20 protein-coding genes are annotated in these 24,033 nt (G+C 72.0%); 7 read left to right on the top strand and 13 right to left on the bottom strand.

Going from position 1 to position 24,033, the window contains the following annotated elements:
- Positions 1 to 123 precede the first annotated feature (123 nt).
- The 3 genes from LO771_RS13755 to LO771_RS13745 form a co-directional block, all read right to left on the bottom strand.
- Positions 124 to 1,986 (bottom strand): UvrD-helicase domain-containing protein, encoded by a 1,863-nt coding sequence (locus LO771_RS13755; protein ID WP_230652076.1) that lies wholly within the window; start codon positions 1,984 to 1,986, stop codon positions 124 to 126.
- A complete protein-coding gene (locus LO771_RS13750) occupies positions 1,979 to 3,940 on the bottom strand; it encodes an ATP-dependent endonuclease (RefSeq protein WP_230652074.1) in 1,962 nt (653 codons plus the stop codon). The genes LO771_RS13755 and LO771_RS13750 overlap by 8 nt, the downstream gene beginning before the upstream one ends.
- Before the next feature lie 462 nt (positions 3,941 to 4,402).
- The gene (locus LO771_RS13745) at positions 4,403 to 4,795 is read right to left on the bottom strand and encodes a tyrosine-type recombinase/integrase (protein WP_230652072.1); all 393 of its coding nucleotides are present in this window, start codon (positions 4,793 to 4,795) and stop codon (positions 4,403 to 4,405) included.
- Between the two features lie 564 nt (positions 4,796 to 5,359).
- Here LO771_RS13745 and LO771_RS13740 point away from each other — a divergent pair.
- Positions 5,360 to 5,539: a hypothetical protein gene (locus tag LO771_RS13740; RefSeq protein WP_230652070.1), complete on the top strand. Its 180-nt coding sequence runs from the start codon at positions 5,360 to 5,362 to the stop codon at positions 5,537 to 5,539.
- A 209-nt stretch (positions 5,540 to 5,748) separates the two neighbouring features.
- Positions 5,749 to 6,003, top strand: a complete 255-nt coding sequence (locus tag LO771_RS13735) for a hypothetical protein (RefSeq protein ID WP_230652068.1) — start codon at positions 5,749 to 5,751, stop codon at positions 6,001 to 6,003.
- A 6-nt stretch (positions 6,004 to 6,009) separates the two neighbouring features.
- Here LO771_RS13735 and LO771_RS13730 read toward each other — a convergent pair whose 3' ends face one another.
- The 3 genes from LO771_RS13730 to LO771_RS13720 form a co-directional block, all read right to left on the bottom strand.
- Positions 6,010 to 6,759 (bottom strand): transposase, encoded by a 750-nt coding sequence (locus tag LO771_RS13730; RefSeq protein WP_230652066.1) that lies wholly within the window; start codon positions 6,757 to 6,759, stop codon positions 6,010 to 6,012.
- 112 nt (positions 6,760 to 6,871) lie between these two features.
- Positions 6,872 to 7,261: a MerR family transcriptional regulator gene (locus LO771_RS13725; RefSeq protein WP_230652064.1), complete on the bottom strand. Its 390-nt coding sequence runs from the start codon at positions 7,259 to 7,261 to the stop codon at positions 6,872 to 6,874.
- Positions 7,262 to 7,287: 26 nt separating this feature from the next.
- Positions 7,288 to 8,055, bottom strand: a complete 768-nt coding sequence (locus LO771_RS13720) for an SDR family NAD(P)-dependent oxidoreductase (RefSeq protein WP_230652062.1) — start codon at positions 8,053 to 8,055, stop codon at positions 7,288 to 7,290.
- 612 nt (positions 8,056 to 8,667) lie between these two features.
- Here LO771_RS13720 and LO771_RS13715 point away from each other — a divergent pair.
- Positions 8,668 to 9,084 carry a hypothetical protein gene (locus LO771_RS13715; RefSeq protein WP_230652061.1) on the top strand — a complete coding sequence of 139 codons (417 nt, stop codon included), beginning with the start codon at positions 8,668 to 8,670 and terminating at the stop codon, positions 9,082 to 9,084.
- Positions 9,085 to 9,436: 352 nt separating this feature from the next.
- On the opposite strand, the gene LO771_RS13710 is transcribed toward LO771_RS13715, so the two are convergent.
- Positions 9,437 to 10,375 carry a hypothetical protein gene (locus tag LO771_RS13710; protein WP_230652059.1) on the bottom strand — a complete coding sequence of 313 codons (939 nt, stop codon included), beginning with the start codon at positions 10,373 to 10,375 and terminating at the stop codon, positions 9,437 to 9,439.
- Between the two features lie 98 nt (positions 10,376 to 10,473).
- The gene (locus tag LO771_RS13705; RefSeq protein ID WP_230652057.1) at positions 10,474 to 11,154 is read right to left on the bottom strand and encodes an RNA polymerase sigma factor; all 681 of its coding nucleotides are present in this window, start codon (positions 11,152 to 11,154) and stop codon (positions 10,474 to 10,476) included.
- 384 nt (positions 11,155 to 11,538) lie between these two features.
- On the opposite strand from LO771_RS13705, the gene LO771_RS13700 reads away from it, so the two are divergent.
- Entirely contained in the window at positions 11,539 to 12,189 is a 651-nt protein-coding gene (locus LO771_RS13700) for a TetR/AcrR family transcriptional regulator (RefSeq protein WP_230652055.1), read from the top strand.
- A gap of 76 nt (positions 12,190 to 12,265) precedes the next feature.
- On the opposite strand, the gene LO771_RS13695 is transcribed toward LO771_RS13700, so the two are convergent.
- The 4 genes from LO771_RS13695 to LO771_RS13675 all read right to left on the bottom strand — a co-directional run bounded on the left by LO771_RS13695 (position 12,266) and on the right by LO771_RS13675 (position 18,691).
- Entirely contained in the window at positions 12,266 to 13,942 is a 1,677-nt protein-coding gene (locus LO771_RS13695) for a cation acetate symporter (RefSeq protein WP_230652054.1), read from the bottom strand.
- Positions 13,939 to 14,466 carry a DUF485 domain-containing protein gene (locus LO771_RS31035; protein ID WP_304944805.1) on the bottom strand — a complete coding sequence of 176 codons (528 nt, stop codon included), beginning with the start codon at positions 14,464 to 14,466 and terminating at the stop codon, positions 13,939 to 13,941. The genes LO771_RS13695 and LO771_RS31035 overlap by 4 nt, the downstream gene beginning before the upstream one ends.
- 454 nt (positions 14,467 to 14,920) lie before the next feature.
- Positions 14,921 to 16,930 (bottom strand): M3 family metallopeptidase, encoded by a 2,010-nt coding sequence (locus LO771_RS13680; protein WP_230652053.1) that lies wholly within the window; start codon positions 16,928 to 16,930, stop codon positions 14,921 to 14,923.
- Between the two features lie 144 nt (positions 16,931 to 17,074).
- A complete protein-coding gene (locus tag LO771_RS13675) occupies positions 17,075 to 18,691 on the bottom strand; it encodes an ABC-F family ATP-binding cassette domain-containing protein (protein WP_230652051.1) in 1,617 nt (538 codons plus the stop codon).
- Positions 18,692 to 19,259: 568 nt separating this feature from the next.
- On the opposite strand from LO771_RS13675, the gene LO771_RS13670 reads away from it, so the two are divergent.
- Entirely contained in the window at positions 19,260 to 20,006 is a 747-nt protein-coding gene (locus LO771_RS13670) for a VWA domain-containing protein (RefSeq protein ID WP_230652049.1), read from the top strand.
- A gap of 94 nt (positions 20,007 to 20,100) precedes the next feature.
- Here LO771_RS13670 and LO771_RS13665 read toward each other — a convergent pair whose 3' ends face one another.
- Positions 20,101 to 20,838 carry a DUF309 domain-containing protein gene (locus tag LO771_RS13665; protein ID WP_255744267.1) on the bottom strand — a complete coding sequence of 246 codons (738 nt, stop codon included), beginning with the start codon at positions 20,836 to 20,838 and terminating at the stop codon, positions 20,101 to 20,103.
- 204 nt (positions 20,839 to 21,042) lie between these two features.
- On the opposite strand from LO771_RS13665, the gene LO771_RS13660 reads away from it, so the two are divergent.
- Together LO771_RS13660 and LO771_RS13655 are read left to right on the top strand one after the other, a co-directional pair.
- Positions 21,043 to 22,764, top strand: coding sequence for a bifunctional 3'-5' exonuclease/DNA polymerase (locus tag LO771_RS13660; RefSeq protein ID WP_230652047.1), 1,722 nt, complete (start codon positions 21,043 to 21,045; stop codon positions 22,762 to 22,764).
- A 265-nt stretch (positions 22,765 to 23,029) separates the two neighbouring features.
- The gene (locus LO771_RS13655; RefSeq protein WP_230652045.1) at positions 23,030 to 23,815 is read left to right on the top strand and encodes an SGNH/GDSL hydrolase family protein; all 786 of its coding nucleotides are present in this window, start codon (positions 23,030 to 23,032) and stop codon (positions 23,813 to 23,815) included.
- Positions 23,816 to 24,033: the final 218 nt, after the last annotated feature.

Genomic DNA, 24,033 nt, shown 5'->3' with positions numbered 1-24,033 from the left:
ACCATTATCGCTGGAGGCGTCCGGTAGAGCCCAATCCTAGGATCCTTGTCGGCGAGACCGGCCGGAGGTGACTTCATCGCTGCGGCAACCCGTAGCAGCTGGATGTAAAGCAGGACCCCTCCATCACTGAGCGCTCATATGATCGATCACGTCTCGCGCAAAACGCGAGATTCCAAATCGATTTACATAACCATATTTCCCCTCCCAATAATCCCCAAATACAAGGACGGCGGAGGAACGCGCACGAGTCAACCCGACATAAAACGCCATTCGATCTTGGGAAAGTTGCCTGCCAGAGGGCTCCACAAAGCGTTTCATTCGCTGGTTCCACCTCCATCCCGGCATCACGCCTTCAACAAGCCCTGGAAGGATTACAACGTCCCACTCTCTCCCTTTAGCTGAGTGATACGTAGTAAGCGTCACTTTGCCAGCTCGGATCGCGGCCGAGGACATGTCCTCAAAAGTTATTTCAAGCTCTTCGCACCGATCCAAAAAGAGCTTCAGATCCTCGCTATCCCCGATTCGGTTGCTCGCGTTCGCCACTGCCTTAAGTTCAAGAGTTTCGACCATAAAGCTGAGCCAACTGAGAAGGTCTCCAGAGCTTCCCCATGAGGCAGCCACGCAGACCTCTGCGATCAAAGCGTCACAAGCACGGCTCTCCAGCTCCACCAGTCCGCTCTTTCGTCGCAATTCGGCGTAACGTCGAGAAATACCACGCAAGGTTGCAACGTCGGAGGCGTCTTTTTCAGCCAGGCTCCCGATCGGTTGAAATCCGGAAAAGGTGCGAGCCGCACATGTTCGGATGAAGTCAGTTAGATCGCTCCTCGGAAGGCTTTCATCACCCTCATGCACATAGGCATGGCTGCTTTGCTTGAACGCGTACAGCAGCGCATCCAGCAGGGGCCCCTTCCTTGGGTACAGCACAGCTATTTGATGACAAGGAAATCCGGAGGCCAAAAATTCATCAATATACTCCATTACTGCATTGCTGTGATCCCACAGACCACCGTCCTCTACGTAAGCCAACTCAATACTTCCCAAATCTTCCCTATCGGGGGTTGCTTGATAGGGACGAGATTCATTAAGCACTGCCTGACTCGCAGAGATGATAGCCTGGCCACTCCGATAATTGAGCGGAAGAGAGATGGTCTCAAATTTATCTTTGGAAGATAGCTCATTCAGAAACTCGGGTTCAGCTCCAGTAAATCCCATCACCGCCTGGTCTACGTCCCCAAAGGCCGAAACCTGGATATCGAATTCATCCCGAAGTGTAACTACCAACCTGTGCAGGACGGGGCCGAGGTCTTGATATTCATCAACTACGAGAGACGGGTATCTAGAAACGATTAGGCGCGCAATCTTGGGATTCTCATTGATGATCTTTAGACTGCGAGAGACCATTGCGTCGAAATCAATCCAACCGCGCCTTTCGAGTTCCCTATCGACCAGTATTGCGGCTTGCGTCATCGGGTCATCTGCTTGGACCTCATATCCAGCAGCGATCCGCCGGCGAAGCCTAGTAATGGCTGCTTTCTCGTATCTGGGATTTTCAAGAGCACCAGCTACATCGAAGCATCTCTGAAGTAGAGTAATCCATTCACCGGATTTATCATCTACGAGCTTAGATTCATCGGGCGACGGAAGCCCTACAAGGTATGAATACGGCCTGAGGACTGCAGAAAGACACCAGGAATGAACAGTTCCTGCAGTAAGTCTACGTCCTGGCCTGACACTTAGACGATCCAAGCGATCTACAATTTCCTGGGCCGCATGTCGGGTGTAAGTTAGGGCTGCGACACCACGGTACCGCGATATTTCGCTTTCCAGAAGGTAGCCCACTCTTGCGACTAGTGTCCGCGTTTTACCTGAGCCCGGTCCTGCTCGAACAACCAGGTCGCCGTTGTGCATTGCTGCCATGCGCTGAGCCGGGTTGAGCTGCTCAATCTCAGCAGCCAGGACGGGCCGCACGGTCTTCTGGTCAGACATTCGCAACTCCAGAGAATTCCGAAAATAGACCGTGCCCGCGCACTAGAATAGAGACTCTATCAAGCGCTGCCAGCAAGTATCCATAGGGCGCATAGTTAATAAGGGCGCGCTGCACTCGCTCTTCAGCGCTCTCACTTTTGGCATCCATAGCTTCTTCATGAACCTTAGAAATAAGGCTCACCAAGGTGGACGCTAGGTCAGCTTCTTCCACATGCGCAGCAAGACGCTGGGCAAAGCGCCCCTTGCTGACGTGATTGACCCGCCGCAGAAGCTCATCCTGAACTTCAGATTCTTCGCTTCCCGACCTGAGGGCGTACACAGCTTCGTCGAATTTAACTCGGAGCTTTGTCGACTCCTCTAGTTCAGTGTGAGCGAGAACCATCTCCTTATGCAGCAAGCCGGCCACATCTACTTCTAGGGTCTTCGGCCCAATGAAGACATCCGCTTCAGCAGCCTCAAGCCTAAGGGGGGCACTAGAAGCCGTGTCCTTGGCGGAGATGAGGGATTCGATACGCATGTCAAATTCCGCCTTCCTGGGCGCAGGAATAAGCTTTGCTGCCCGACGCAACCCCAAGTGAATGTAATCGCCCTTTTTACTAGTTGGGTCTCCGTCGGTAACAATGACATGCGGAACAGCTAGGGCGGACTCTCCCAACAAGGTCCGGAAAGGCTTGAAATCCGTTCCAGATATATTCCCCACGATCACCCCGTGGAAATCAAGGTCGAATCCTAGAGACTTAGCCAGGGCCGGGATTACGTAAACTTCAGCGGTGCCTTCCACAAGGATGGCCGCTGAACAAAATAGAATCTCAGCGCGGCTCACATCAAGGTACCGTTCCAGGTCTTGATGCTGCCTTTCTTCGAGCTCAATCCTGGAAGTGTATGAAGCTACAGTGGACCCGTCAGAACCAGGTCGTAGTAGCACCAGCGACTCGAGCCGTGATACTGCAGCGATATTAGGGCTGTGCGTGCTAACAATCAGCGCTGGCTCATGCTTGAGCAAATAACGGAAAACCTGCCGCTGGAGAACCGGATGAAGGTGAGCTTCCGGCTCTTCCACAGCAAGGATGGACTGCAAAATAGAGTCAGTCTTCTGTCGACCGCTCAAGCGCTCCAAGAGCAATGCCAAATAGATGACGTTGGCGGCGCCGGTGGATGTGTCAGCAACACTCCTAATCCGCGCCGAGTCCACAAACATCCGGATCGCCCTCAGCAGCCTATCCGCGTCACTTGAGGCAAACCCAAAATTCGGCTCAATAGAGAGTCGATTTCCTGCCATCAACTGCAAACGCTGAGAAAGGTCCTTCGAGACCTCGCTCAGCTCAGGCGCCTTCGCAAGCTCATCCATGGCATCAGAGATGCGTTGTGCGGCTAGCTCGAGCGAGTCCCTGCTAGGGGGGCGAACTTCAAGAAGTTCTTGCAGGGGTGAGTCACGCCAACGAGATAGGTCGCCCACTGCGTCTCGCAGGGCAGGGAGGACAGTGAAGGGGACGTCGCGCCGCAGATATTTTGCATCTCGCTTCCCCTCGGGCCCTCCTCCGACCTCCCAGGTGTAGTCATCGCGTGTAAGGCCTGAAGCTTTTGTTTCTTCTCCAATGCCCCTGAGGGGATGAAAGAAATAGGTGATGCGGGCCGTCAAAGGGTCGAGGCTTACGAAGCACCCGTCGAGGGCGGCCTCAGCCTTCCTGTTTCCTTCAAAGTCAGTGAGATCAACTTCAATCCGGACCTCAACGCCTTCAGCTAGACCAACCTCTGCGTAATCACAGATATCCTCGCTGCGGAGCATGCGAGCGCTTTCTGGGAGATCAGGGTCTAGAACGATCCTCAGCGCCCGGAGCAAATTTGACTTTCCCACTCCGTTCTCGCCGACAATTACTGCACTTGCAGGAAATGGGTTGATCTCCAGCTTGCGAAAATTGCGATAGTTCTGGATAAGAACTCGGCTGATACGCACACGTCCCCCACTCTGCCCACTGCAGTAGATCCAGCAGCCTAGAGCAAGTAGGGGGTGCGTGCGCAAGCGTTGCGACACACCATCGCCTTACCCGCCGGTAGGGCTACATGCCTTCGGGGCTACGCAGCAGCCGCAGGTCAGGGAGCTTGGATGCCTGCGGAGCTAACTTACCCATAGGTGAACGAAGGCTTGATCTTTGCTCACAGACGCAGGCAAAGATGTGTACGCATCAAGCCGAAACACCCCCTGGCAAGGCCGATCCAACTGGTGCCGAACATATATTCGGCTACTGGGAGTGCCGCCCCCTGCTCATGTCTTCTGGCGAATACGCGGTGACAAGACGCGCCGCCAGCCCTGGCTGGGACGTTTGCGCAGGTCACACATGCTCTAGCTAGACAGAGCGTATGCCCCTTCTAAGCACTTGGTCGCAGGTTCGAGTCCTGCCGGGGGCGCCACCTCTCATCAGGACGAACGTCCCGGACCGGGGATCGGTTCAGGGGCGCCGGTGCGTTCTGGCGGCAGTGCCGACGGCAACGGGGGCCACCCGTCGCGGAGACCACCCAGCCGGTCGGGCGCCGCCCGCTTCTTCGACAGGTCGACGTGAGCGCAGATGTTCATCGTCACCTCCAGGGCACTCTGCCCGACGATGTCGCGGACCACGTGCGGCGGGGCACCGAGGCCGAGCAGCAGCGTGATGCCGGTGTGCCTGAGGTCGTGGAACCGGGCGGTCCGGCCGGCCCGCTCGCGGACGCCGCACCCGTGGCTGTTGAGGTTCCCCGGCTCGATCGGCGTGCCGTTCGCCGTCGCGAAGACCAGGCCCCGGCCCTGCCACCGGTCGCCGGCCGTCTCCGACAACGGCGGAGCCCTCGGCATCCCCCACGCCCGCCAAGCCGGCGACGGCTCCACCAGTGGCCGAGACCTCACCCTGGTCGAAGCCCTCCCCAGCCGTATGGACGTGCTCAGCCATGCGAACGGCCGGACCGTCAGAGTCGCGCTGCACCATGCCGAGGAGACCCGGGCGCACCAGCCGGAACCGGCATCCATGAGCAGCTGAACAACAACCTTCTCCGCGGGTTCGAGGCGCCGCGCACAGCGCGGCGCGGCGCGCGCCGGTCCGCTCGCCGTCACTCCTGCCTCCGTGCCGCTCCGGCGGCCGCCCGGGCGCCCCGCAGACGAGGGAAGGCCGGGGGTTGGGGCGGGCGCCGACACGATCTTTGGGCACCTACCAGGTCCGGGACCCGCGTCATGCACGACGAGGAGGCCACTCGGACACATGGCGGGCAGGCCCAGGACCTGCCCGAATTGCCGACAGGCGTACGGCCCCTGATCATGCTCGATCCCAGCCCAGGCAGGCCACCGGCCAAAGATCGCGCCAGCGCCCGCGTGTAACGTCATCCGCCTTGACCCCTGGGAGGCCTGGTGGAAGAGATAGTCGGCGCTATTGTGGGCGCCGTCTTTCGCGGTATTGCATGGCTCATCTTTGACCTGATCGGCGACGTGCTGCTCGAAGGGTTCGTGAAGGCCATCAAAAGGGCCTTCAGAGCGCTCCGTCTCCGCAGGACCACGCGAGCTCTCAAGGTCTCCTTGGAGAAGCAGTGATCCGCGGTACGGACCGGGGCTGGTTGTGCTTGGGCCGTCTATGGACCGTGCGAGGGCGCCCGACGACGGACGAAGGCCAGAGCTGACCTTTCAGATCCATGTGGCGACCTGGGCAGCCCTCCTGGATCTGCGACACGGAGAGGACCATGCCTGCACCCGGAGAACCGGCCTTTGGCCGCGGTCCCACGTCCGAGCAGTAGTGTTCCCCCATGCCGCTGCTACGTCCCGACGAGGAGATTTCCGACCGAGAGGCGTTCGTCGCCTTCCTGCGGGAACTGCACGACGACTTCATCCGGCGTGGGGACGAGTGGGAGAACCCGACGCTTGACCGCTTCCTTGAGGCGCTGGCAGCGTGGGTCAAGGCGTCTCCCGGTTGGTATGGCAACTTCCACCAGGAGTTGCCGGCCCGAGGCGACTGGACCTTCTTGGCGCGGGCACTCGCTGCTGCCACGGTCTACGAGTAAGCATCTTCAGCGGTGCTGCTCCAGGGTGAGGACGGCCCGGATCGCTGACGTGAGCCGGTTCGGGCTGCAGCGGGCCTTGCGGAAGATGCGCCAGGTCTTCAGGCGGGCGAAGGCGCGTTCGACGGGGAAGCGGAGTCGGGCGTGCGCGCGGTTGACGGCCTGCTGCTTGGCGGTGAGGTCGCGCCCGCCGTGGCGCTTGAAGGGTGTGCAGAAGGTACCGCCGGCCCCGACGTAGGCCCGGTCCGCGAGGGCGGGGATCTTCAGGCGTTCACAGACGGTGATGATGCGGTGGGTGCGGGCCGCGGTCAGATCGTGGGTGCGGCCCGGCAACGCGGGCGAGAGCCACAGCAGGGCGCCGTCGGGTGCGGTGACGGCCTGGACGTTGACCCCGTGCCGCCTGGCCTTGCCCGAGGAACCGGCCTCGCTGTCGCCGACGCGGTCGCACTCGGCCAGGGTGCCGTCCACGAGCACGTACTCGGGGCGGGCTCGGCGCAGGGCCCGGGTCAGGGAGGGTGCCCGGCCGGCGAGCAGGTCGGTCACGGAGCGTACGTAGGCGTGGGCGGTGCCTTCGCTGATACCGAACCCGGCGGCGATCTTCGCGTAGGTGGTGTGCTCCCGCAGGTAGACCAGCGCGACCAGGGCCCGCCAGTGGGGTGGGAGCTTGCATCGTCGGTCACCCTCGCGGGTGAGGATGAGCATCGTGACCCGCTCGATGAGCGCGTGCGGCAGGTCGAGTGCGGCAGGACAGACGGCCAACGAGGCCGCCAGGCTGGCGACGTGAGACGTGAGGCATCTCGGTCAACAGCCCGAGGGCCTCGCCTGTTACGGCCTGCAGCGGTCACCCGGTCGGTGGCCATCCTGAAGGTGCTTACTGGTCGTGGAGGCCTCGGGCCTCCCGAGCGTGGGTCTCCCGTGCCTTCTCCCGGAGTGCGGTCTCCAGCCGGTCTCGCACTTCGGTCTGGGCGGCGATCCTCTCGTTGAGGATCGCCAGCCGTTCCCGCGCAACTTGAAGGCCCTTCTCAGAGGGCGGGGCGGACGCCAGGTCGCCGTCCAGGCACGGCAGGAAGACGCGGACGTCCTCCAGGGTGAGGCCGGCGGCCAGCAGGTGGCGAAGGTTGCGGACCCGCACCACCGCGTGCTCGTCATAGATGCGGTAGCCGTTCGATGTCCGATCCGGACAAATCATCCCTGCCTGCTCGTAGTGCCGCAGCGCACGAGCGGTCGTCCCGGTTGCCCTAGCCAGCTCGCCGATCCGCACCCTTCCCACCTCCGGGGCCACTCCTATCACGCCACGACTGCCCCGCCGTCGACGGGGAGCACCACCCCGGTGGTGAACGACGCGGCCGGTGCGGCCAGGTGCGTGATGGCCCGGGCGACCTCCTCGGACCGGCCGATCCGACCCAGCGGAGTGTGCGCCAGCTGCCACTCCCGGAGGGCGGCCCTGCGTTCCGGCGAAAGGCCCTGATGCTCGCCGATGGGGGTGTCGATCGCGCCTGGGGCGACCGCCACCACCCGGATTCCGCGGGGTGCCAGCTCAACGGCCCAGCTGCGGGTCAACGATTCAAGGGCGGTCTTGGTCGCGGCGTAGACCGAGCTGCCGGGCCAGGCGCGCAGGCCCACGGACGTACTCACGTTGACGACCACTCCGCTCGACGTCTCCAAAAGCGGCAGGGCGGCTTGGGTCAGCAGGACAGGAGCGATGAGGTTGGTGGCCAGCTGGGACGCGATCATGTCCGGCGTCAGCACGCCGAGAGCGCCGCTGCACACGATGCCGGCATTGTTGATCAGGACATCCAGTCGGCCGTAGGTCCCCAGTGCGGCCCGGACGATCCCCTCGGGTCCGCCTTCGGCGGTGATGTCGGCGAGCAGCGGCGTGATCCGGTCGCTCAGGGCCGCAGTCTCCTCGAGTGGTCCGCTTCGCCGTCCGATGGCGAAGACGTGGGCGCCCTCGGCAGCGAAGGCGCGTGCAGTGGCCCGGCCGATGCCGGTGCCGGCCCCGGTGACGGCGACGACTCTGCTGCTTTGCGGTGCGGTGCTGTTCATGCCGGTCATGGTGCAACCCTGCCGCCGACGTCAGGGTCAATGTCCCGTGCCGCAGCCGTGCCGGGTTGCCCGGCATCTGGAGGTCACTCACAGCGCACGATGGCAGGCACCGCGCTGCGTCGCAGGTCAGGAGTGAGCCGGATCAGCGCTGCCGCGCATGCGGAGGCTTCCGGAGGGGGCGTCCCGACGACGACGGTGGCGGCCGGCACCGCTGCGTGAGAACGGTCGGTACCCGCGCGGTGGAGGAGGCAGCCGGAGGAGCGGTCACAGGGGCTGGGTGCAGGGCTGTGGTTCCGGCATGGGCGTGCCTGGTCCGATGCCGATCGGCGGGGAGCCGGGCGACCGGACCTCAGCTGTCGGGAACGGACCGCGAGGCCGCCTCCCCGGAAGCATGGTCGGGGACTTTGCCGGCCGGGGCCTCGACGACGAGGCACGGCGGCTCGACGGGCGGGCCCGGCCTCCGCTGTACGGCAGCCGATGCTCCAGCCGCGGGTCTCGACCTGACACAAGGTCATATGGTGTTCGGACGGCGGACCGCCGGCTCACACGCACGCGGCGCGCCCCGGCGACGCGGCCGTCTCGCGGCATCCGGGGAGGCACGCGGGAGGGAAGGGGACACCCATGACCGACGGGCTCGGCGGGAGCGACCGGCGTCCTCTCGGACCGCGGCAGGACCTGGTGCACCGCTCGGCAGCCCTTCTGCCCGCTGGAAGTGAGGTACGGCAGGCGTTCATCTGCCAGAGCGCGCCGAACTTCTTCTTCTTCGTCCTCACCTATCTGACCGGCCTGACGATGTTCTGGAACACGTACCGGTGCGTGGCGGTCACCCAGGACGCCATCCACGTGCTGGACAGCAGCAAGCTGTCCGGTGGCGCCCGCCCGCAGCGCCTGGCGGCCACGATGCCGCGCACCACCCGGCTCGGCCCGGTGTCCGGCCGATGGGGGGAGATCGACCTCCTCGGAGAGCGTCACTGGGTCCACAGGCGCTTCCACGACCAGATCGCTGCCGCAGACCGGGAGATCGGCGGCTCTGCCTGACAGGGCCGGCCCCCGTCGGGGACTCCGGCCGCAGCAGGTCGCGGTCGTGCCGGTGGCGGTCCGATCCGGGGCTGGCAGCGGCCACGCTGATCACCGGTGTGGGGGCAGAGGACCACGGGGTGGCCGCCCGGATGGTCGACCGCCGACCGGCCGCCCCGGCCCGGGACCGCATGCCGGTCGCCTTCCTTCTCCGGTGCCGCTCCTGTGGCGCCCGCCTCGCCCGTACCGACACCCCCCGAGACCGCCTGGGCCCCCTCGGCGGCCGTCGACGCGTGGGGGCGCCCCGGAACCGAGGCCGGCCCCGGGGCGCCCACCGCGTTCCGGCGGCGCGGCGGGGCGCCGCCGGGGGTGGTCAGCCGATGCGGTCGGCGGGGCCGACGGAGAGGTAGGTGGTGCGGTCGACGGGGTCGGGGCGGCCCTTGGTGGTGACGCTGCGGGTCTCCAGGAGCGCGCTGGTCCGGGGGTCGATGATCAGGTAGTCGGTGCTCGCGACGCCGCTGAAGACCAGCTCGGTCCCCTTGCGGCCGGCGCTGTCCCTGGCGGGGCCGACGAGCTTGACCCCGTCCAGCCTGGCGAGGGCGCCGTACAGGGCGGCGCGGAGCCCGGGGCTTGAGGGGGCGCCGCCGAGGAGGGTGCCGGCCTGGATGAAGGCGCTCTGGCCGGCGTACTCCCGGGAACTGTTCATGATCTTGAGCAGGGCCGCCGGGTCGGCGGGCAGGGCGTCCAGGCCCTTCCACCCGAAGCTCCTCGGGCCCAGCTTCCAGGTGCCGGGCTGAGGCTTGGTGAAGGTGTGGCCGCGGGCGACGACGGAGTAGTGCATGGACCGCGACACGTACTCGTCGAAGGTCCTCGACCCGCCGCCCGGGGCGGCGGTCCTCAGGTGCATCCTCCAGTACCGCCCGGAGGAGGCCGGCAGGGCGGCGGCCACCTTCGCGGTGTCCTCCAGGAACGTCGCGGCGGTGGCGGCCCGGGCCTGCCCCGGGGCCCGTCCGGCGGACGGGCCAGCGACGGGGTCGGCGTACACCGCCGCACCGGCGGCGACCGCGGCCGCCGCGAGGGCCGTGGCCACGGCCCGCCGGCCGGTGACGAGCCGGCGGCGGCGGAACGGGACGACGACGGCGGCCCGCTCCTGCGTCGCGCTCCCGCCGCCGGTCGCGGCCTCGTCCCTGATGGCGGCGTCGACCGCCGCGGCCGCCCGGGCGAGAGTCCGCGCGGACGGGGGCTCGACGCGGCCCGCGGCGCGGAGCGCCTCGGCGCCCGGGAAGTCGAGGAGTGCCTGTCGGTCGGTCATGCCGGTTCCTTCCGTGCGGTGGGGAGGGGATGCGTCGTGCGCGGGGGCCACGGGGGCCGTGCCGCGGGGGCGGGGGAGGCTTCGGGGACGGCTGCCGTTCATGCCCGCTCTCCGACCGCCGTGAGGCCCAGGGGTGCCGGGCGGGAGGACGCGAGGCGTTCGCGCATCCGGTTCCGGGCCCGGTGCAGGCGCGAGCGGGCCGTGCCGGCGGGGACGCCGACGACGGCGGCGGCCTCGGTCGGCGTCAGCTCCTCCCAGGCGACGAGCAGCACCAGTTCCCGCTCGTCCGCGGGGAGTTCGGCCAGGGCCCGGTGGAGTGCGGGGGCCAGGGCCGCGGCGTCGAGCCGCTGGTCCACGGCCTGCCACGGGTCGCTGGGCGCGGGTGCGGGCGCGCCCCCGTCGCGTCCGGCGCGCCGGATGTGCCCGGCCAGGACGTTGCGGGCCACCCCGAAGAGCCAGCCCCGGGCCGACCCGCGCGAGGCGTCGAAGGTGCGCCGGGCCGTGAACGCCTGCAGCCACACCTCGGACAGCAGGTCGTCGGCGGCAGCGGGGGCGCGCCGTGCGAAGTAGCCGTGCAGGGCGGCCGAGTACCGCTCGACGAGCGGGGCGAACGCCGCCGCGTCGGACGCCGCCCGGGTCAGCTGGGCGTCGCTGCGGCGCTCCTCGGCGTCGGCATCGGCGTCGGCATCGGCGTCGGCACCCGCGTCGGCCTGAGCCTCGGTGTGGTCGGCGTCGCGGTCGTCGGCGCGGCCGCGCCGGCCGTCGTGGTCCGGTTCCACGGAGTCTCCGTCTCCGACCGCCGGGCGGCGGTCTCGTCCTGTACTTGTCGTCCGGCCCCGGGAGCGTTCGCGCCGCAGGGAAGTACACCGGGGCCGGCCACCGGCCGGGGCCGGGGAGCGGGGTTCCGGCGGGCGGCGGCCGGAGCCGTCCGGACGGGTCCGCGTCGGGGGCGACCCGGTACCTGCTGCGGCATCGGCGCGGGACGGGCCGCGCCGCAGCCGGTGCGGCTGACCGGCGCCGTCCCGCGCACGCCACGGACGGAGCCGCCCCCAGCGGACCGGTACGACGGCCGGCACGACCGACCCGGCAGGCGGTACGACCGGGCAGGCGGACGGCACGACCGGGCAGGCCGCCGGCCCGGCGGACCGGGATAGGCTGGACGCGTGACCTCTTCAGCCGCCGCCGGACCCGCACGGCGGTCCGCCGGCCGGCCGTCCTCACTGCGCACCGAGTACCGGGAGCTGACCCGCAAGCGGCTGCTCGCCGCGGTGCGGGAGGTGCTGGAGAAGGAGGACTACACGGCGGCGACGGTCGACGAGATCGTGGGCCGGGCCGGGACGAGCCGGGCGACGTTCTACCTGCACTTCCGCTCGAAGGCCGAGGCCGCCGCGGCACTGCTGGAGCAGGTGACGCCCTCGGACCGCGGCTGGTACACGGCACTGGAGCAGGCCGTCGGCTCGCGGGAGGGGCTGCGGCGCTGGATGGACGAGGCGCTGCACTGGTACGAGTCGCACGCCGGACTGCTGGCCGCCCTGAACGAGGCGGGCGCGGTCGAGCGGATGGTCGCCGAGCGCCGGTCGGAGTCGATCGAGCGGCTGGTGGAGACCATGTCCGGCTACCTGGACCGGTTCGAGGGAGCGGCCCGCACGGAGGCGCAGCTGCGCCTGCAGCTGCTGGTGCGCCAGCTGCACCAGGTGGCCACGGACACGGTGGTGCAGGGCACCTGGCGCACGGACCGGGAGCTGCTGCTGGACGTGATGTCGGCGAGCTGGCACGCCACCCTGGGCCCGGACGGGTCCGGGCCCAGGGCCTGAGGGACGGCGGGCGCCGTGCAGGCCGCCACCGTGCAGACCGGCGCCGTGCCGGTGGCCACCGTGCCGGCGGCGGGTCCTACTCGGATCCGATGCCGGTGAGGATGCGGGCCTCCGCGGCGGCGTAGGAGGGCTCCCCGGCCGGGGCGGGGCGGCGCGCGCCGCGGAGGCTGCCGGCCCAGCCGAGCAGGAACGCCGCCGGCACCGAGACCAGTCCCGGCGTCTGCAGCGGGAACCAGGCGAAGTCGCTCTGCGGGAAGAGCGCGAAGGGGCTGCCGGACACGGTGGGCGAGCAGGCCTGCAGGCCGACGGAGAGCAGGACGCCGCCGTAGACGCTCCACAGCAGGCCGGTGCGGTTGAACCGCTCCCAGAAGAGGGAGTACACGAGCGCCGGCAGCACGGCCGAGGCGGCGACCGCGACCGCCAGCGACGACAGGAACTGCACGTTGTACCCCTGCGCCGCCATGGAGAGCACGATGCCGAGCGCGCCGAAGAGGAGGACCGACCAGCGGACGGCCCGCACCTCGCGCTTCTGGGTGAGGCGGCCGCGGTGCACGGCGTGGGCGTGGACGTCGTGGGCGAGGGTGGCGGCGGCGGTCAGGGTGATGCCGGCGACGACGGCCAGCACGGTCACGAAGACCGAGCAGGCGACCGCCGTGAACAGGACGCCGCCGGCCGTGGTGGCGGTGCCGCCCTCGACGGTGCCGGCGAGGAGCAGCAGGGCGCCCTGGCCGTTGGGGTTGACGGCGGCGATGACCCGGTCGCCGACCATGGCGGCGGCGCCGAGGCCGAGGACGGCGACGACCAGGCAGAAGAGGCCGACCATCGCGACGGCGTGGCGGGTGGAGCGGCGGGCGGCGGCGCCGTCGGGAGCGGCGTTGACCCGCATGATCATGTGGGGCATGCAGGCGGCGCCGAGGACGACCGTGAGCTGCAGTCCGATGAAGTTGAGGCGGCCCTCCGCGGTGTGGCCGAGCTGCAGGCCGGGGCGGAGGTAGGCGTCGCCCTGCCCGCTGCCCCTGGCGGCGGCGTCCAGCAGGGCGCCGGGGTGCCAGTCGAAGTGGTGGAGGACCGAGACGGCGACCGCGACGACGGTGCCGAAGGTGAGCACGACCTTGACGATCTGGACGAGGCTGGTGCCCCGCATGCCGCCGAGCACGGTGTAGCAGACCATCAGGGCGCCGATGAGCGCGGTGCAGGTCTGCTGGGCGCCGTCGCTGGTGAGGCCGAGCAGCAGGGCGGTGGCGGAGCCGGCGCCGGACAGCTGCACCACGAGGAAGGGCAGCGAGACGGCGAGGGTGGCGACGGCCGCGGCGGTGCGGGGGGCGCCGCCGGAGGCGCGGATGGCGAAGATGTCGCCGAGGGTGTAGCGCCCGGCGTTGCGCATCGGCCGGGCGAGCAGCAGCAGCACGCCGAGGGCGAGGACGGTGCTGAAGGCGAGGGCGAAGCCGTCGTAGCCGGAGAGGGCGACGATGCCGGTGGTGCCGAGCACGGTGGCGGCGGAGATGTAGTCGCCGGAGAGCGCGAGGGCGTTCTGCAGCGGTGTCAGGGTGCGGTTGGCGGTGTAGAAGTCGGCGACCTCGTCGCGGTCGGGGCCGGCGAAGACGCAGAGGAGCAGGGCCAGGCCGACGAAGACCATGAAGGAGATGAGCACCATCGTCTGGGTGCTCTCGCCGAGGACGGCGTGCGGGGCGGCGGCGTGCGGGGCGGCGAGGAGGAGCGCCCCGGCGGGGGACGGCGGGAGGGCTGTCGTCATCGGGCGGCTCCGTGGCTGCGGTACCGGTGGCCGTGTCCGGCCCGGGGGCGGGACGGGGCCTGGGCCTGGGTCCGGGCCTCCGCATCCGCCTCGGCCCCGGCCTGCGCCTCCCAGTGGGCGCGCAGCGCGTCGGCCCGGCGGTCGCAGAGGTGCTCGGAGCGGCGGTCGAAGCGGGCGGCGGTCCACAGCAGCAGGGCGCCCTGGAGGAGGCCGAGCGCCATGCCCAGGTTGACGCGTCCGGCGACCTCGGTGGCGAGGAGGTCCTCGGCGGTACAGGCGAGGAGCACGGTGACGGCGAAGCAGGCGGCGTTGACGGCGGCGAAGCCCCGGTTGAGGCGGCGGGTGGCCGTGCGGACCGGCGCGAGGGAGGGCGCGGCGGGCTCGGGGGCCTGGGGGTGGAGGCCTGCGGCCCGGAGGTGGAGGCCGGGTGCCTGCGTGCCGGGGGCGGGGGCCTGCGCACGGCGCGGCGGGCGGCGGGTCGGGCCGGCCGCCGTGCGGCGGGGCGGGGGCTGCATGGCTGGCATGGGGGCGTTCCTCGGGACGGATGAGGGTGGGTCTCCTGCCGCCGGGCGCCCGCGGTACCGGCCGGTGCGGACGGGTGCGGGACGGAGGACGGGTGGGCGGCCGGACGGGCGGTCGCACGCGGGGCGGCCCGGTACCGGGCCCCGGCAGGCGGGTGGGTGCGCCAGCGTAGCCAGCCCCCGGCCCACTGACTAGACATGTGTCCAGTGAATGCACACTCCTGCCACGAGGTGTCCCCGACCGGGGCGTGTCCGCCACGATCCGGACACATGGGGCACCCCGCGCACGGCAGGCGCCCCGCGCACGGCAGGCGTCCCGACCCGGCGGACACCCCCGGAACGGCCGGCGCCCCGGACACGCGGGTGTCCGGGGCGCCGTGGCCGCCGGAGGACCGGCGGCGGGGGTCGGGGGTGTGGGAAACGGGAGCCGGGGTGCGGGTCCGGGAGAGGGCCGGGGTCAGGCCAGTCCGCGCCTCACCAGCAGCGGACCGGTCTCCGGCGCCCGGCCGCGGAACGCCCGGAACGCCTCGAGCGGGTCGGTCGCGCCGCCGCGGGAGAGCAGCGCGCGCCGGAAGGCGTCGCCGTTCTCCCGCCGCATGCCGCCGTTCTCCCGGAACCACTCGACGGTGTCCGCGTCCAGGACCTCGCTCCAGACGTAGGAGTAGTACCCGGCCGCGTAGCCGCCGGCGAAGATGTGCGCGAAGTAGCCGGAGCGGTAGCGCGGCGGGACCGCCGGCACCGCAACGCCCGCCTTCTCCAGCGCGGCCGCCTCGAACGCCTCCGCGTCCCCCGGATCGGTCCCGGCCGGCAGGGTGTGCCAGGCCCAGTCCAGGAGGGTCGCGGCCAGGTACTCCACCGTGCGAAAGCCCTGTCCGAACCGCTCCGCCTCCTGCATCCGCTCCACCAGCGCGGCCGGCATCGGCTCGCCGGTCGCGTGGTGGCGGGCGTAGTTCGCGAGCACCTCCGGCCACAGCGCCCACATCTCGTTGACCTGGGAGGGGTACTCGACGAAGTCGCGCGGCACGTTCGTCCCCGAGAAGAGGGGATAGCGCACGTCGGAGAAGAGGCCGTGCAGGGCGTGGCCGAACTCGTGGAAGAGGGTGGTGACCTCGTCCAGCGTCAGCAGTGCGGGCTCGCCCGCCGGGGGCTTGGCGATGTTGTGGTTGTTCACCACGACCGGGCGCTGCCCGAGCAGCCGGGACTGGGGGACGAGCTCGTTCATCCAGGCGCCGCCGCGCTTGGAGGCGCGGGCGAAGAAGTCGCCGAGGAAGAGGCCCAGCGGCGTGCCGTCCTCCTCGAGGACCTCCCAGACCCGCACGTCCGGGTGGTAGCCGCGCAGGTCGGGCCGCTCGGTGAAGGACAGGCCGTAGACCTTCTCCGCCGCGAAGAAGACGCCGTCGCGCAGCACCCGGTCCAGCTCGAAGTAGGGGCGCATGGCGGCCCCGTCGACGTCGTACCGCTCCTTGCGCACCTTCTCGGACCAGTACGCCCAGTCCCACGCCTCCAGGTCGCCGTCGCCGAGGGCGGAGAGCGCCTCCGCCTCCCGCCCGACGTTGGCGACGGCCGGGGGCACCAGCCGGGCCAGCAGGTCGGAGACGGCGCCGGTGCTGCCGGCGGTCTGGTCGGCGACCTCGTACGCGGCGTGGCTCTCGAAGCCGAGCAGGGCGGCCCGCTCGGCGCGCAGCCGCGCCATCCGCACCGCCAGTACGCCGTTCTCGGGCAGGCCGCGGCCGAGCGAGGCCTCCAGCAGGCGGCGGCGCACGTCGCGGTCGTCGAGGACGGCGAGCTCCGGCTGGTTGGAGAAGTTCTTCAGGCTGAGCACGTACGCGCCGTCGCGGCCGAGCTCCCGGGCGTTCTCCGCGGCGGCGGCGACGGCGTCCTCCGCGAGCCCGGCCAGCTCCTCGGCGGTGCCGACCACGAGGGCGGCGTCCCGGGTGGCGGCGAGGAGGTTGCGTTCGAAGGCGGTGGCGGCGGCGGCGAGCTCCTGGTTGATCTCCTGCACGCGCTGCCGGCCGGCCTCGGAGAGCTGGGCGCCGGCCCGCACGAAGCGGTCGTGCCAGCGCTCCAGCAGGCGCAGCGACTCGGGGTCGAGGCCCAGGCCGGCGCGGTCGCGGTACAGCGCGCCGACGCGCCCGAACAGGCCGCGGTGGAGGAGGATCGCGTCGCTGTGGGCGGCGAGCCGGGGGCTGACCTCGGCCTCGACGGCCTGCACGGCCTCGTTGGTGTCGGCGGACGCCTGGTTGAAGAAGACGTTCTCCACGCGGCGCAGCAGGGCGCCGGAGCGCTCCAGCGCGACCACGGTGTTCTCGAACGTCGGGGGCTCGGGGCTGTCCGCGACGGCCTCGACCTCGGCGAGCTGCTCGGCCATGCCGCGCTCGAACGCGGGCAGGTAGTGCTCCTCCCGGATCTCGGCGAAGGGCGGCAGCTCGTAGGGGAGCGGACTGGGGCTGAGGAGGGGATTCGTCACGCGGGCGACCCTACGCCGCCGCACCGCCCCGCCGCACCGCCCCCGCGGCCCCTGCCGCGGGGACGGCGCGCCGGGCCGTCGGGCCGTCAGGTCGTCGGCCAGGTGCGGCCACAGGGAGACGGGGAGGCGGGGCGGCGGCGGGCCTCACGGGCCGCCGGCCTCCTTCAGCCTGCCGTCGAGGTGCAGCCGGCGGGTGGCCCCGATCGCGTCCAGGAACGGCAGGTCGTGGGAGGCCACCACCAGCGCCCCGCGGTACGACTCCAGGGCGGCGGCGAGCTGCCGGACGCTGTCCAGGTCGAGGTTGTTGGTCGGCTCGTCCAGTAGCAGGAGCTGCGGGGCGGGCTCGGCCAGCAGCAGGGCCGCCAGGGTCGCCCGGAACCGCTCGCCGCCCGAGAGGGCGCCGGCCGGCAGGTCGGCCCGCCCGCCCCGGAAGAGGAAGCGGGCGAGCCGGGCGCGGATCTGGTTGTCGGTGGCGGCCGGGGCGAAGCGGCCGACGTTCCGGGCGACCGTCAGCCCGTCGTCCAGCAGGTCGAGCCGCTGCGGCAGGTACCGCACCGGCACCGCGACCGCGACCTCACCCGCCTCGGGTGCGAGCTCCCCCGCGAGGGTGCGCAGCAGCGTGGACTTGCCCGCGCCGTTGCGGCCCGTCAGGGCGATCCGCTCCGGGCCGCGCACCTCCAGGTCGGCCAGGGCCCCGCAGCGCAGCCGCACGCCGGAGAGGGTGAACACGGTGCGCCCGGCCGGGACCGCGGTGTCCGGCAGGTCCACCCGGATCGTGTCGTCGTCCCGGACCGCCCCCTCCGCCTCCGCCAGCCGCTCCCGGGCCTGCTCCAGCCGGTCGTCGTGGAGGGCGCGGTGCTTGCCCGCGGACACCTGGGCCTGCTGTTTGCGTCCCCCCATCACGATCTTCGGTTCGCGCTTGGTGCCCTCCATCTTCTGCCCGTACCGCTGCCGGCGGTCGAGCCTGACCCGCGCCTCCGCGAGCTCGCGCCGCTGCCGGCGGACGTCGGACTCCGCGGCCCGCACCGCGCGCCGCGCCGCCTCCTGCTCGGCGGCCACGGCCTCCCGGTACGCCTCCAAATCGCCCCCGTACCAGCGGACACCGCCGTCCCGCAGGTCGGCGATCCGGTCGACCAGGCCCAGGAGCCCGCTGTCGTGGCTGGCGACCAGCAGCACCCCGGTCCAGGAGGCGACCGCGTCGTGGAGCCGCCGCCGGGCGTCGAGGTCGAGGTTGTTGGTGGGCTCGTCGAGGAGCAGGACGTCGGGGCGGCGCAGCAGCTGCGCCGCCAGGCAGAGCAGCACGGACTCGCCGCCGGAGAGCTCGCCGATGCGCCGGTCCAGGCCGATGCGGCCGAGTCCGAGCCGGTCGAGGACGGCGTGGGCGCGCTCCTCGACGTCCCAGTCGTCGCCGACGGCCGTGAAGTGCTCCTCGCGGGTGTCGCCGCCCTCGATCGCGTGGAGCGCGGCCCTGGCGGCGGCGATGCCGAGCACCTCCTCGACGCGGCGGCCCGCATCGAGGACGACGTCCTGCGGGAGCAGGCCGAGGGTGCCCGTGACGCGAACGGTGCCGCGGGTGGGGGCGAGCTGCCCGGCGACGAGCCGCAGCAGGGTGGACTTGCCGGAGCCGTTGGCGCCGATCAGCCCCGTGCGGCCGGCCCCCACGGTGAAGTCGAGGCCGTCGAGGGCGGGGGTGCCGTCGGGCCAGTCGAAGCCCAGGGCGGAGCAGCGGATCGAGGGTGCGGTGGGTCGGGCGGTGGCCAAGGTGTCTCCCGGCGGTGTGCGTGGCGGTCTCGGCGGTGGTGCGGAGACACCGCTGCGGCGGCGGGGACGGCAGGGGGCGCTGCGGGACCCGTCCGCGGGGCGCCGGGTCCGGGGACGGACACGGGGGCGGGTGCGGGAGGGCGGCTCGCTGCCTGGGCCGGACGCATGCCGCGCGGAGGACTCACGCGGGGCACGGTGTCTCATGGCCTCAGACGAGCAACGGCCTGCTCCTTCTCGACGACTGCGGACGGCCTCCACCGTCGCACGGCGCCGCGGGGACCGCAACGGAATTCTGCGGGCCCGGCGCCGGGGCGGCAGCCGCCCGGAGGCGCCTCCGCGGGAGCGGCGGCCGCGGCTCCGGGAGGCGGGGGCGGGACGGAGGAGCGGCCGCAGCGCGGGTCGGCGGGGGCGGAACGGCGGCAGGAAGTGACGCTCCGTCAACTGCACCCGCGGAGGCCCCGGGCACTGGAGTTGCCGTGCACGCACCACTAGGGTCTGGCGCGGGCCCGACCGGGGCGGCCTGCGTTCCGCGGGCTCGCCGTGACGGACGGCCCGGGGGGAGGAAGACGTGGACGGCGATCCCGGCAAGGGCGGCGGCGCCCCGGCGGGCGGCCCGGCGGCCGTCAGCCTGGACAAGGTCCGGCGCACGGCACCGGAGCTCGTGAGCCTCTACAAGGCGGCGGGCGTCTCCCTGGCCAAACGCGGCGTCGCCGGGCAGCGTGCGGCGGTCTACCTGGTCATGGACCACTCCGCGAGCATGCAGGGGTTCTACCGCGACGGCACCATGCAGCACCTGGCCGAACAGGCCCTGGGGCTCTCCGCCAACCTCGACGACGACGGGGTCGTCCCGCTCGTGTTCTTCTCCTCCGGCGTCGACCTCGTGGCAGAGATCGGCCTGGACAACCACCGGGGCCGCATCGACCGCCTGCACCGGTCGCTGGGCTGGGGCGGGACGCGCTACGTCCCCGCGATGCGGGCCGTCATCGACCACTACCGGGAGAGCGGGGCCGTCGACCCGGCCTTCGTGATCTTCCAGACCGACGGGGACCCCTTCGACCGCAGGAGGACCCGCAGGCTCCTGCGCGCCTCCTCCTCCCTGCCGATCTTCTGGCAGTTCGTCGGCTTCGGGTCGAGCAGCGCCCTGGGCTTCCTCCGCGGCCTGGACACCCTCCGCAGGCGGGTGGTCGACAACGCCGGCTACTTCGGCGCCGGCACGGATCCGCGGGGCGTCTCCGACACGGATCTGTACGACCGCCTCATGGTGGAGTTCCCCGACTGGCTCGTCGCGGCCCGGACCGCGGGGATCCTCCGGTAGGGCCGCCCCGGCCGTCCGGCGGGGTTCCGTCCGGTCGGGTGGCGTCCGGTGGGGTTCCGTCCGGTCAGGTGCCGTCCGGCGGGGTCCCGTCCGGTCAGGTGCCGTCCGGTCGGGCGCCGTCCTGGGGCCGGCGGTCCCGGGGGCCGGGTGCGGCGGCGCGCTCCCCTACGCCGGAGGCGTCCGGGGCGCCGCCGGGGTGCGCGGGCAGGCGGGGCGGGGCGCCGTCCGCGGTCCCGCCGGCGGCCGCGGCCCGGCGGGCCCAGGCGGCGAGGGCGGCGGCCGGGACTCCGTGGGGCGCGTCGGCGCCGTACGGGGCCAGGGCGTCGGCGGCCCGGCCGAGCAGCGCCGCCGCGCCGGACGGGTTGCCGCGCGCCGCGTGGGTGAGCCCCACCGCCAGTTGGGCGAGGCCGCGCCACAGTCCGCGGTCGGGCCCGGCCGACGCCTTCCAGGCGTCCTCGAACACCTCGTGGGCGTGGAAGGGCATGCCGCCGTCCAGGAGCCGCTGCGCCTCGGCGAGCGTCTCCGCGGGGGTGCGCCGCACGCCCTCGGGCTGCCGGGCCACGCCCGGGGAGCCGTACGGCAGGGGGCGGCCGAGGCCGTCCCGGGGCCGGGCGTTGCGGGCGCGGCCGCCGGCGTCGCGGTCGCGGTCCGGGACGGGCCCGGCGTCCGGGGCGGGCCGGGGGTGGTCGTCACCGCCCGCGGACGGTCCGCGGGCCCCCTCCACGGGGGTGCCGCAGTGGTCGCAGACCGGTGCGGCGCCGTCCTCCCGGAACCGTCCGCACCCGGTGCAGACCCGGTCCAGCCAGCACGCCGCGTCCCCGCCTTCGTCCATGCCCCGATTGTGCCCGCCCCTCCGGGCCGCACGCCCCCGGGCCGCCGGTCCGGGCAGGCAGGGGCCGCAGGGCCGGGACCGGCCGGAGGAGCGGGGCCGCCGGGGCCGGGTGCGGCGCGGCGGCGGTCCGGCCGGGTCCGGCTGTCGGACCCCGCGGCTATGGTCGGAGGCGTCCCCTGACCCGGAGAAGGACCCAAGGACCCCATGGCAGCCCGCATCGCGCTCGTGGCCGACCCCGACGGCCCCGGCGGCCGGCTGCAGCGCCTGGCCGACGACGGCGCCCCGGCCGGGCCGCCCGAGCACGCCCCGGACCTGGCCGCGGCCGTGGCCGCCGCGGAGACCCGGGAGCGGCCGCGGTGGGTGTGGGCGTCGGCCGACGGCGTGTACCCGGGGCTGCTGCCGCTGCGGGTCGCCCGCTGCCACGACCTGTCCCTGGTGGAGCCCCTGCTGCTGGGCCGGGAGGGGCGCCACGGCGCGCCGCGGTCGCTGGGCGCCGCCTGGGCCCGGCTGCACGGCCTGCCGGTCCCGGAGGACCTGCCGGACGGTCCCGCGCACGACGGCCAGCCCGGCCTGTTCCAGCCCGACCGCCACCAGCTGCCGCCGGGGACGGACGTGCTGCGGGCCGTGGTCGAGGTCCACGCCGACCAGCAGCGCCGCGCCGCCCGCGGGGACCGCCCCGGCCTGCTGCGGCTGCTGTGCGCCGCGGAGTCCGCCGGGGCGCTGGCCGCGGCGGAGATGACGTACGAGGGCCTGCCGTGGCGGGCGGACGTGCACGACCGGCTGCTGACCCGCCTCCTCGGCCCGCGCACACCGCCCGGGGTGCGGCCGCGGGTGCTGGCGGAGCTGGCCGGCGAGGTGCAGCGGGCGCTGGGCGGGCGCCCCTTCAACCCGGACTCGCACGCCCAGGTGCTGCGGGCCTTCGCCGAGCAGGGCATCAGCCTGCCGTCGACCCGCTCCTGGGTGCTGCAGCGGGTCGACCACCCGGCGGCGGCGCTGATGCTGCGCTACAAGGAGCTGTCGCGCATCCACGCCGCGCACGGCTGGGCGTGGCAGGAGGCGTGGGCCCGCGGCGGGCGGTTCCGTCCGGAGTACGTGGTCGGCGGTGTGGTGTCGGGGCGCTGGGCCAGCCGGGGCGGCGGCGCGCTGCAGATCCCGCGGATGCTGCGCGGCGCGGTGGTCGCCGACCCGGGCTGGTCGCTGGTGGTGGCCGACGCGGCGCAGCTGGAGCCGCGGGTGCTGGCGGCGGTGTCGCAGGACGCGGGCCTGGCGCGGGCGGCCGCGCAGGGCGACCTGTACGAGGCGCTGGCGCGGACGGCGTTCGGCGGTGACCGCGCCCGGGCCAAACTGGGCCTGCTGGGCGCGATGTACGGGCAGACCAGCGGCGAGGTGGGGCCGCTGCTGGCCGTGCTGAACCGGCGGTTCCCGGCGGCGATGGCGTACGTGGAGGCGGCGGCCCGCACGGGCGAGCAGGGCGGGGTGGTCGCCTCGCGGCTGGGCCGGGTGTGCCCGCCGCCGTCGGCGGGACGGACCGGGGAGGACGGGCCGGAGGAGGGGGGCCCGACGGGCGGCCCGCCCGGGGACGGCCCGGCCGCGGGCCCCGACGGCGAGCGGGCGGCGCGCGCCCGGGGCCGCTTCACACGGAACTTCGTCATCCAGGCCAGCGCCGCCGACTGGGCGCTCGCCCTGCTCGCCGCGCTGCGCCGCAGGCTGGCGGAGATCGGTCCGGACGCCACCGGCGGGCGGCCGCACCTGGTGTTCTTCCAGCACGACGAGGTGGTGGTGCACGTCCCCACCCAGCAGGCGGACGAGGCCGCGGCCGCCGTCGCGGCGGCCGCGGAGGAGGCCCGCACCCTGGTCTTCGGGGACACGCCGGTCCGGATGCCGATGGAGACGCGGGTGGTGGACTGCTACGCCGACGCCAAGTGACGGGGGGTCGGGCGGGACGCCCCCGGACCGGCGGCCGGTGCGGAGGGGACGGGCGGTGGCGGGGCCGTACGCCGGGGCCGCCGCGGGAGCCGGGCGGCGGACGGGGGACGGCCGCAGGGGCGGGGGCGGGGGCGGGGGCAAGGGCGGGGGCGGCCGAGCAGCGCCCGGACCTGCTATTCCCGGTGACCGAGTGGTGGATGTCACGGTTCGTCAACCCCTCCCTACGGTGGCGTAGGTCACGTGGGCGGGTTCAGGATGGGGAGCCGTGGCAGATCAATCGGACAACTTCACCATCGCCTCGTACGTGGCCGTAGGGGACAGCTTCACCGAGGGCCTGAACGACCCCAGACCGGACGGCGCGGGATACGCGGGCTGGGCCGACCGGCTGGCCGAGCTGCTGGCCGCCGGCCGCCCGGACGGGGGCTTCCGGTACGCGAACCTCGCGGTGCGCGGCCGGCTCATCGCGCAGATGGTCGAGGAGCAGGTGCCCCGGGTCCAGGAGCTGCGGCCCGACCTGGTGAGCATCTGCGGCGGGGGCAACGACGTGCTGCGCCCGGGCAGCGACCCGGACGCGATCGCCGAGACCTTCGAGGCCGCCGTGGTGCAGCTGCGGTCCGCCGCGGGCACGGTGCTGATCTGCACCGGCTTCGACACGCGGGACATGCCCGTGCTGCGCAGGCTGCGCGGCCGGATCGCGACGTACAACGCCCATCTGCGGGCCATCGCCGACCGGCACGGCTGCGCGGTGCTGGACCTCTGGTCGCTGCGGTCGGTCCAGGACCGCCGGGCGTGGAGCTCGGACCGGCTGCACCTGTCGCCGGAGGGGCACCAGCGGGTGGCCCTGCGCGCCGCCCAGGTGCTCGGGCTGCCGGTGGAGCGCGACCCGGAGGAGGCGTGGCCGCCGCCGGAGTGGCACAGCCCGGCGGAGCTGCGCCGGGAGAACCTCCAGTGGGCGCGGGAGCACCTGGTGCCGTGGGTGGGGCGGCGGCTGCGGGGCGAGTCCTCGGGCGACCACATTGAGGCGAAGCGGCCCGACCTGCTGCCCCTCTGACCCCGCCACCGCCGCGGGGCGGCGGCATCCGGGACCCGAAACCCGAAGCGGCCTGCGGGCCGGAGAGCACTCTCCGGCCCGCAGGCCGCTTCGCCGTTCCCGGCCGGGGACCGGCCGGCAGCGGCGCCGGGCAGGCCCGGCGGGCGGGGCGGGACCGGCCCGGGCGGGGCGGGGCGGGCGGGGCGAGCTGGGCCGGGCGGGGCGGGCTGGGCCAGGCG

It is taken from the genome of Streptacidiphilus sp. ASG 303, from assembly GCF_020991365.1.
Taxonomy (GTDB): Bacteria; Actinomycetota; Actinomycetes; order Streptomycetales; family Streptomycetaceae; genus Peterkaempfera.
This window is presented reverse-complemented; position numbering and strand designations above follow the sequence as displayed.

Bases quoted from the DNA above. Each gene is read 5' to 3' on its own strand.
- LO771_RS31035 (WP_304944805.1), bottom strand. From the start codon at position 14,466: ATGCCAGCCATGCAGCCCCCGCCCCGCCGCACGGCGGCCGGCCCGACC.
- LO771_RS13665 (WP_255744267.1), bottom strand. From the start codon at position 20,838: ATGGACGAAGGCGGGGACGCGGCGTGCTGGCTGGACCGGGTCTGCACC.
- LO771_RS13660 (WP_230652047.1), top strand. From the start codon at position 21,043: ATGGCAGCCCGCATCGCGCTCGTGGCCGACCCCGACGGCCCCGGCGGC.
- LO771_RS13715 (WP_230652061.1), top strand. From the start codon at position 8,668: ATGACCGACGGGCTCGGCGGGAGCGACCGGCGTCCTCTCGGACCGCGG.
- LO771_RS13755 (WP_230652076.1), bottom strand. From the start codon at position 1,986: ATGTCTGACCAGAAGACCGTGCGGCCCGTCCTGGCTGCTGAGATTGAG.
- LO771_RS13695 (WP_230652054.1), bottom strand. From the start codon at position 13,942: ATGACGACAGCCCTCCCGCCGTCCCCCGCCGGGGCGCTCCTCCTCGCC.
- LO771_RS13720 (WP_230652062.1), bottom strand. From the start codon at position 8,055: ATGACCGGCATGAACAGCACCGCACCGCAAAGCAGCAGAGTCGTCGCC.
- LO771_RS13735 (WP_230652068.1), top strand. From the start codon at position 5,749: ATGCCGCTGCTACGTCCCGACGAGGAGATTTCCGACCGAGAGGCGTTC.
- LO771_RS13710 (WP_230652059.1), bottom strand. From the start codon at position 10,375: ATGACCGACCGACAGGCACTCCTCGACTTCCCGGGCGCCGAGGCGCTC.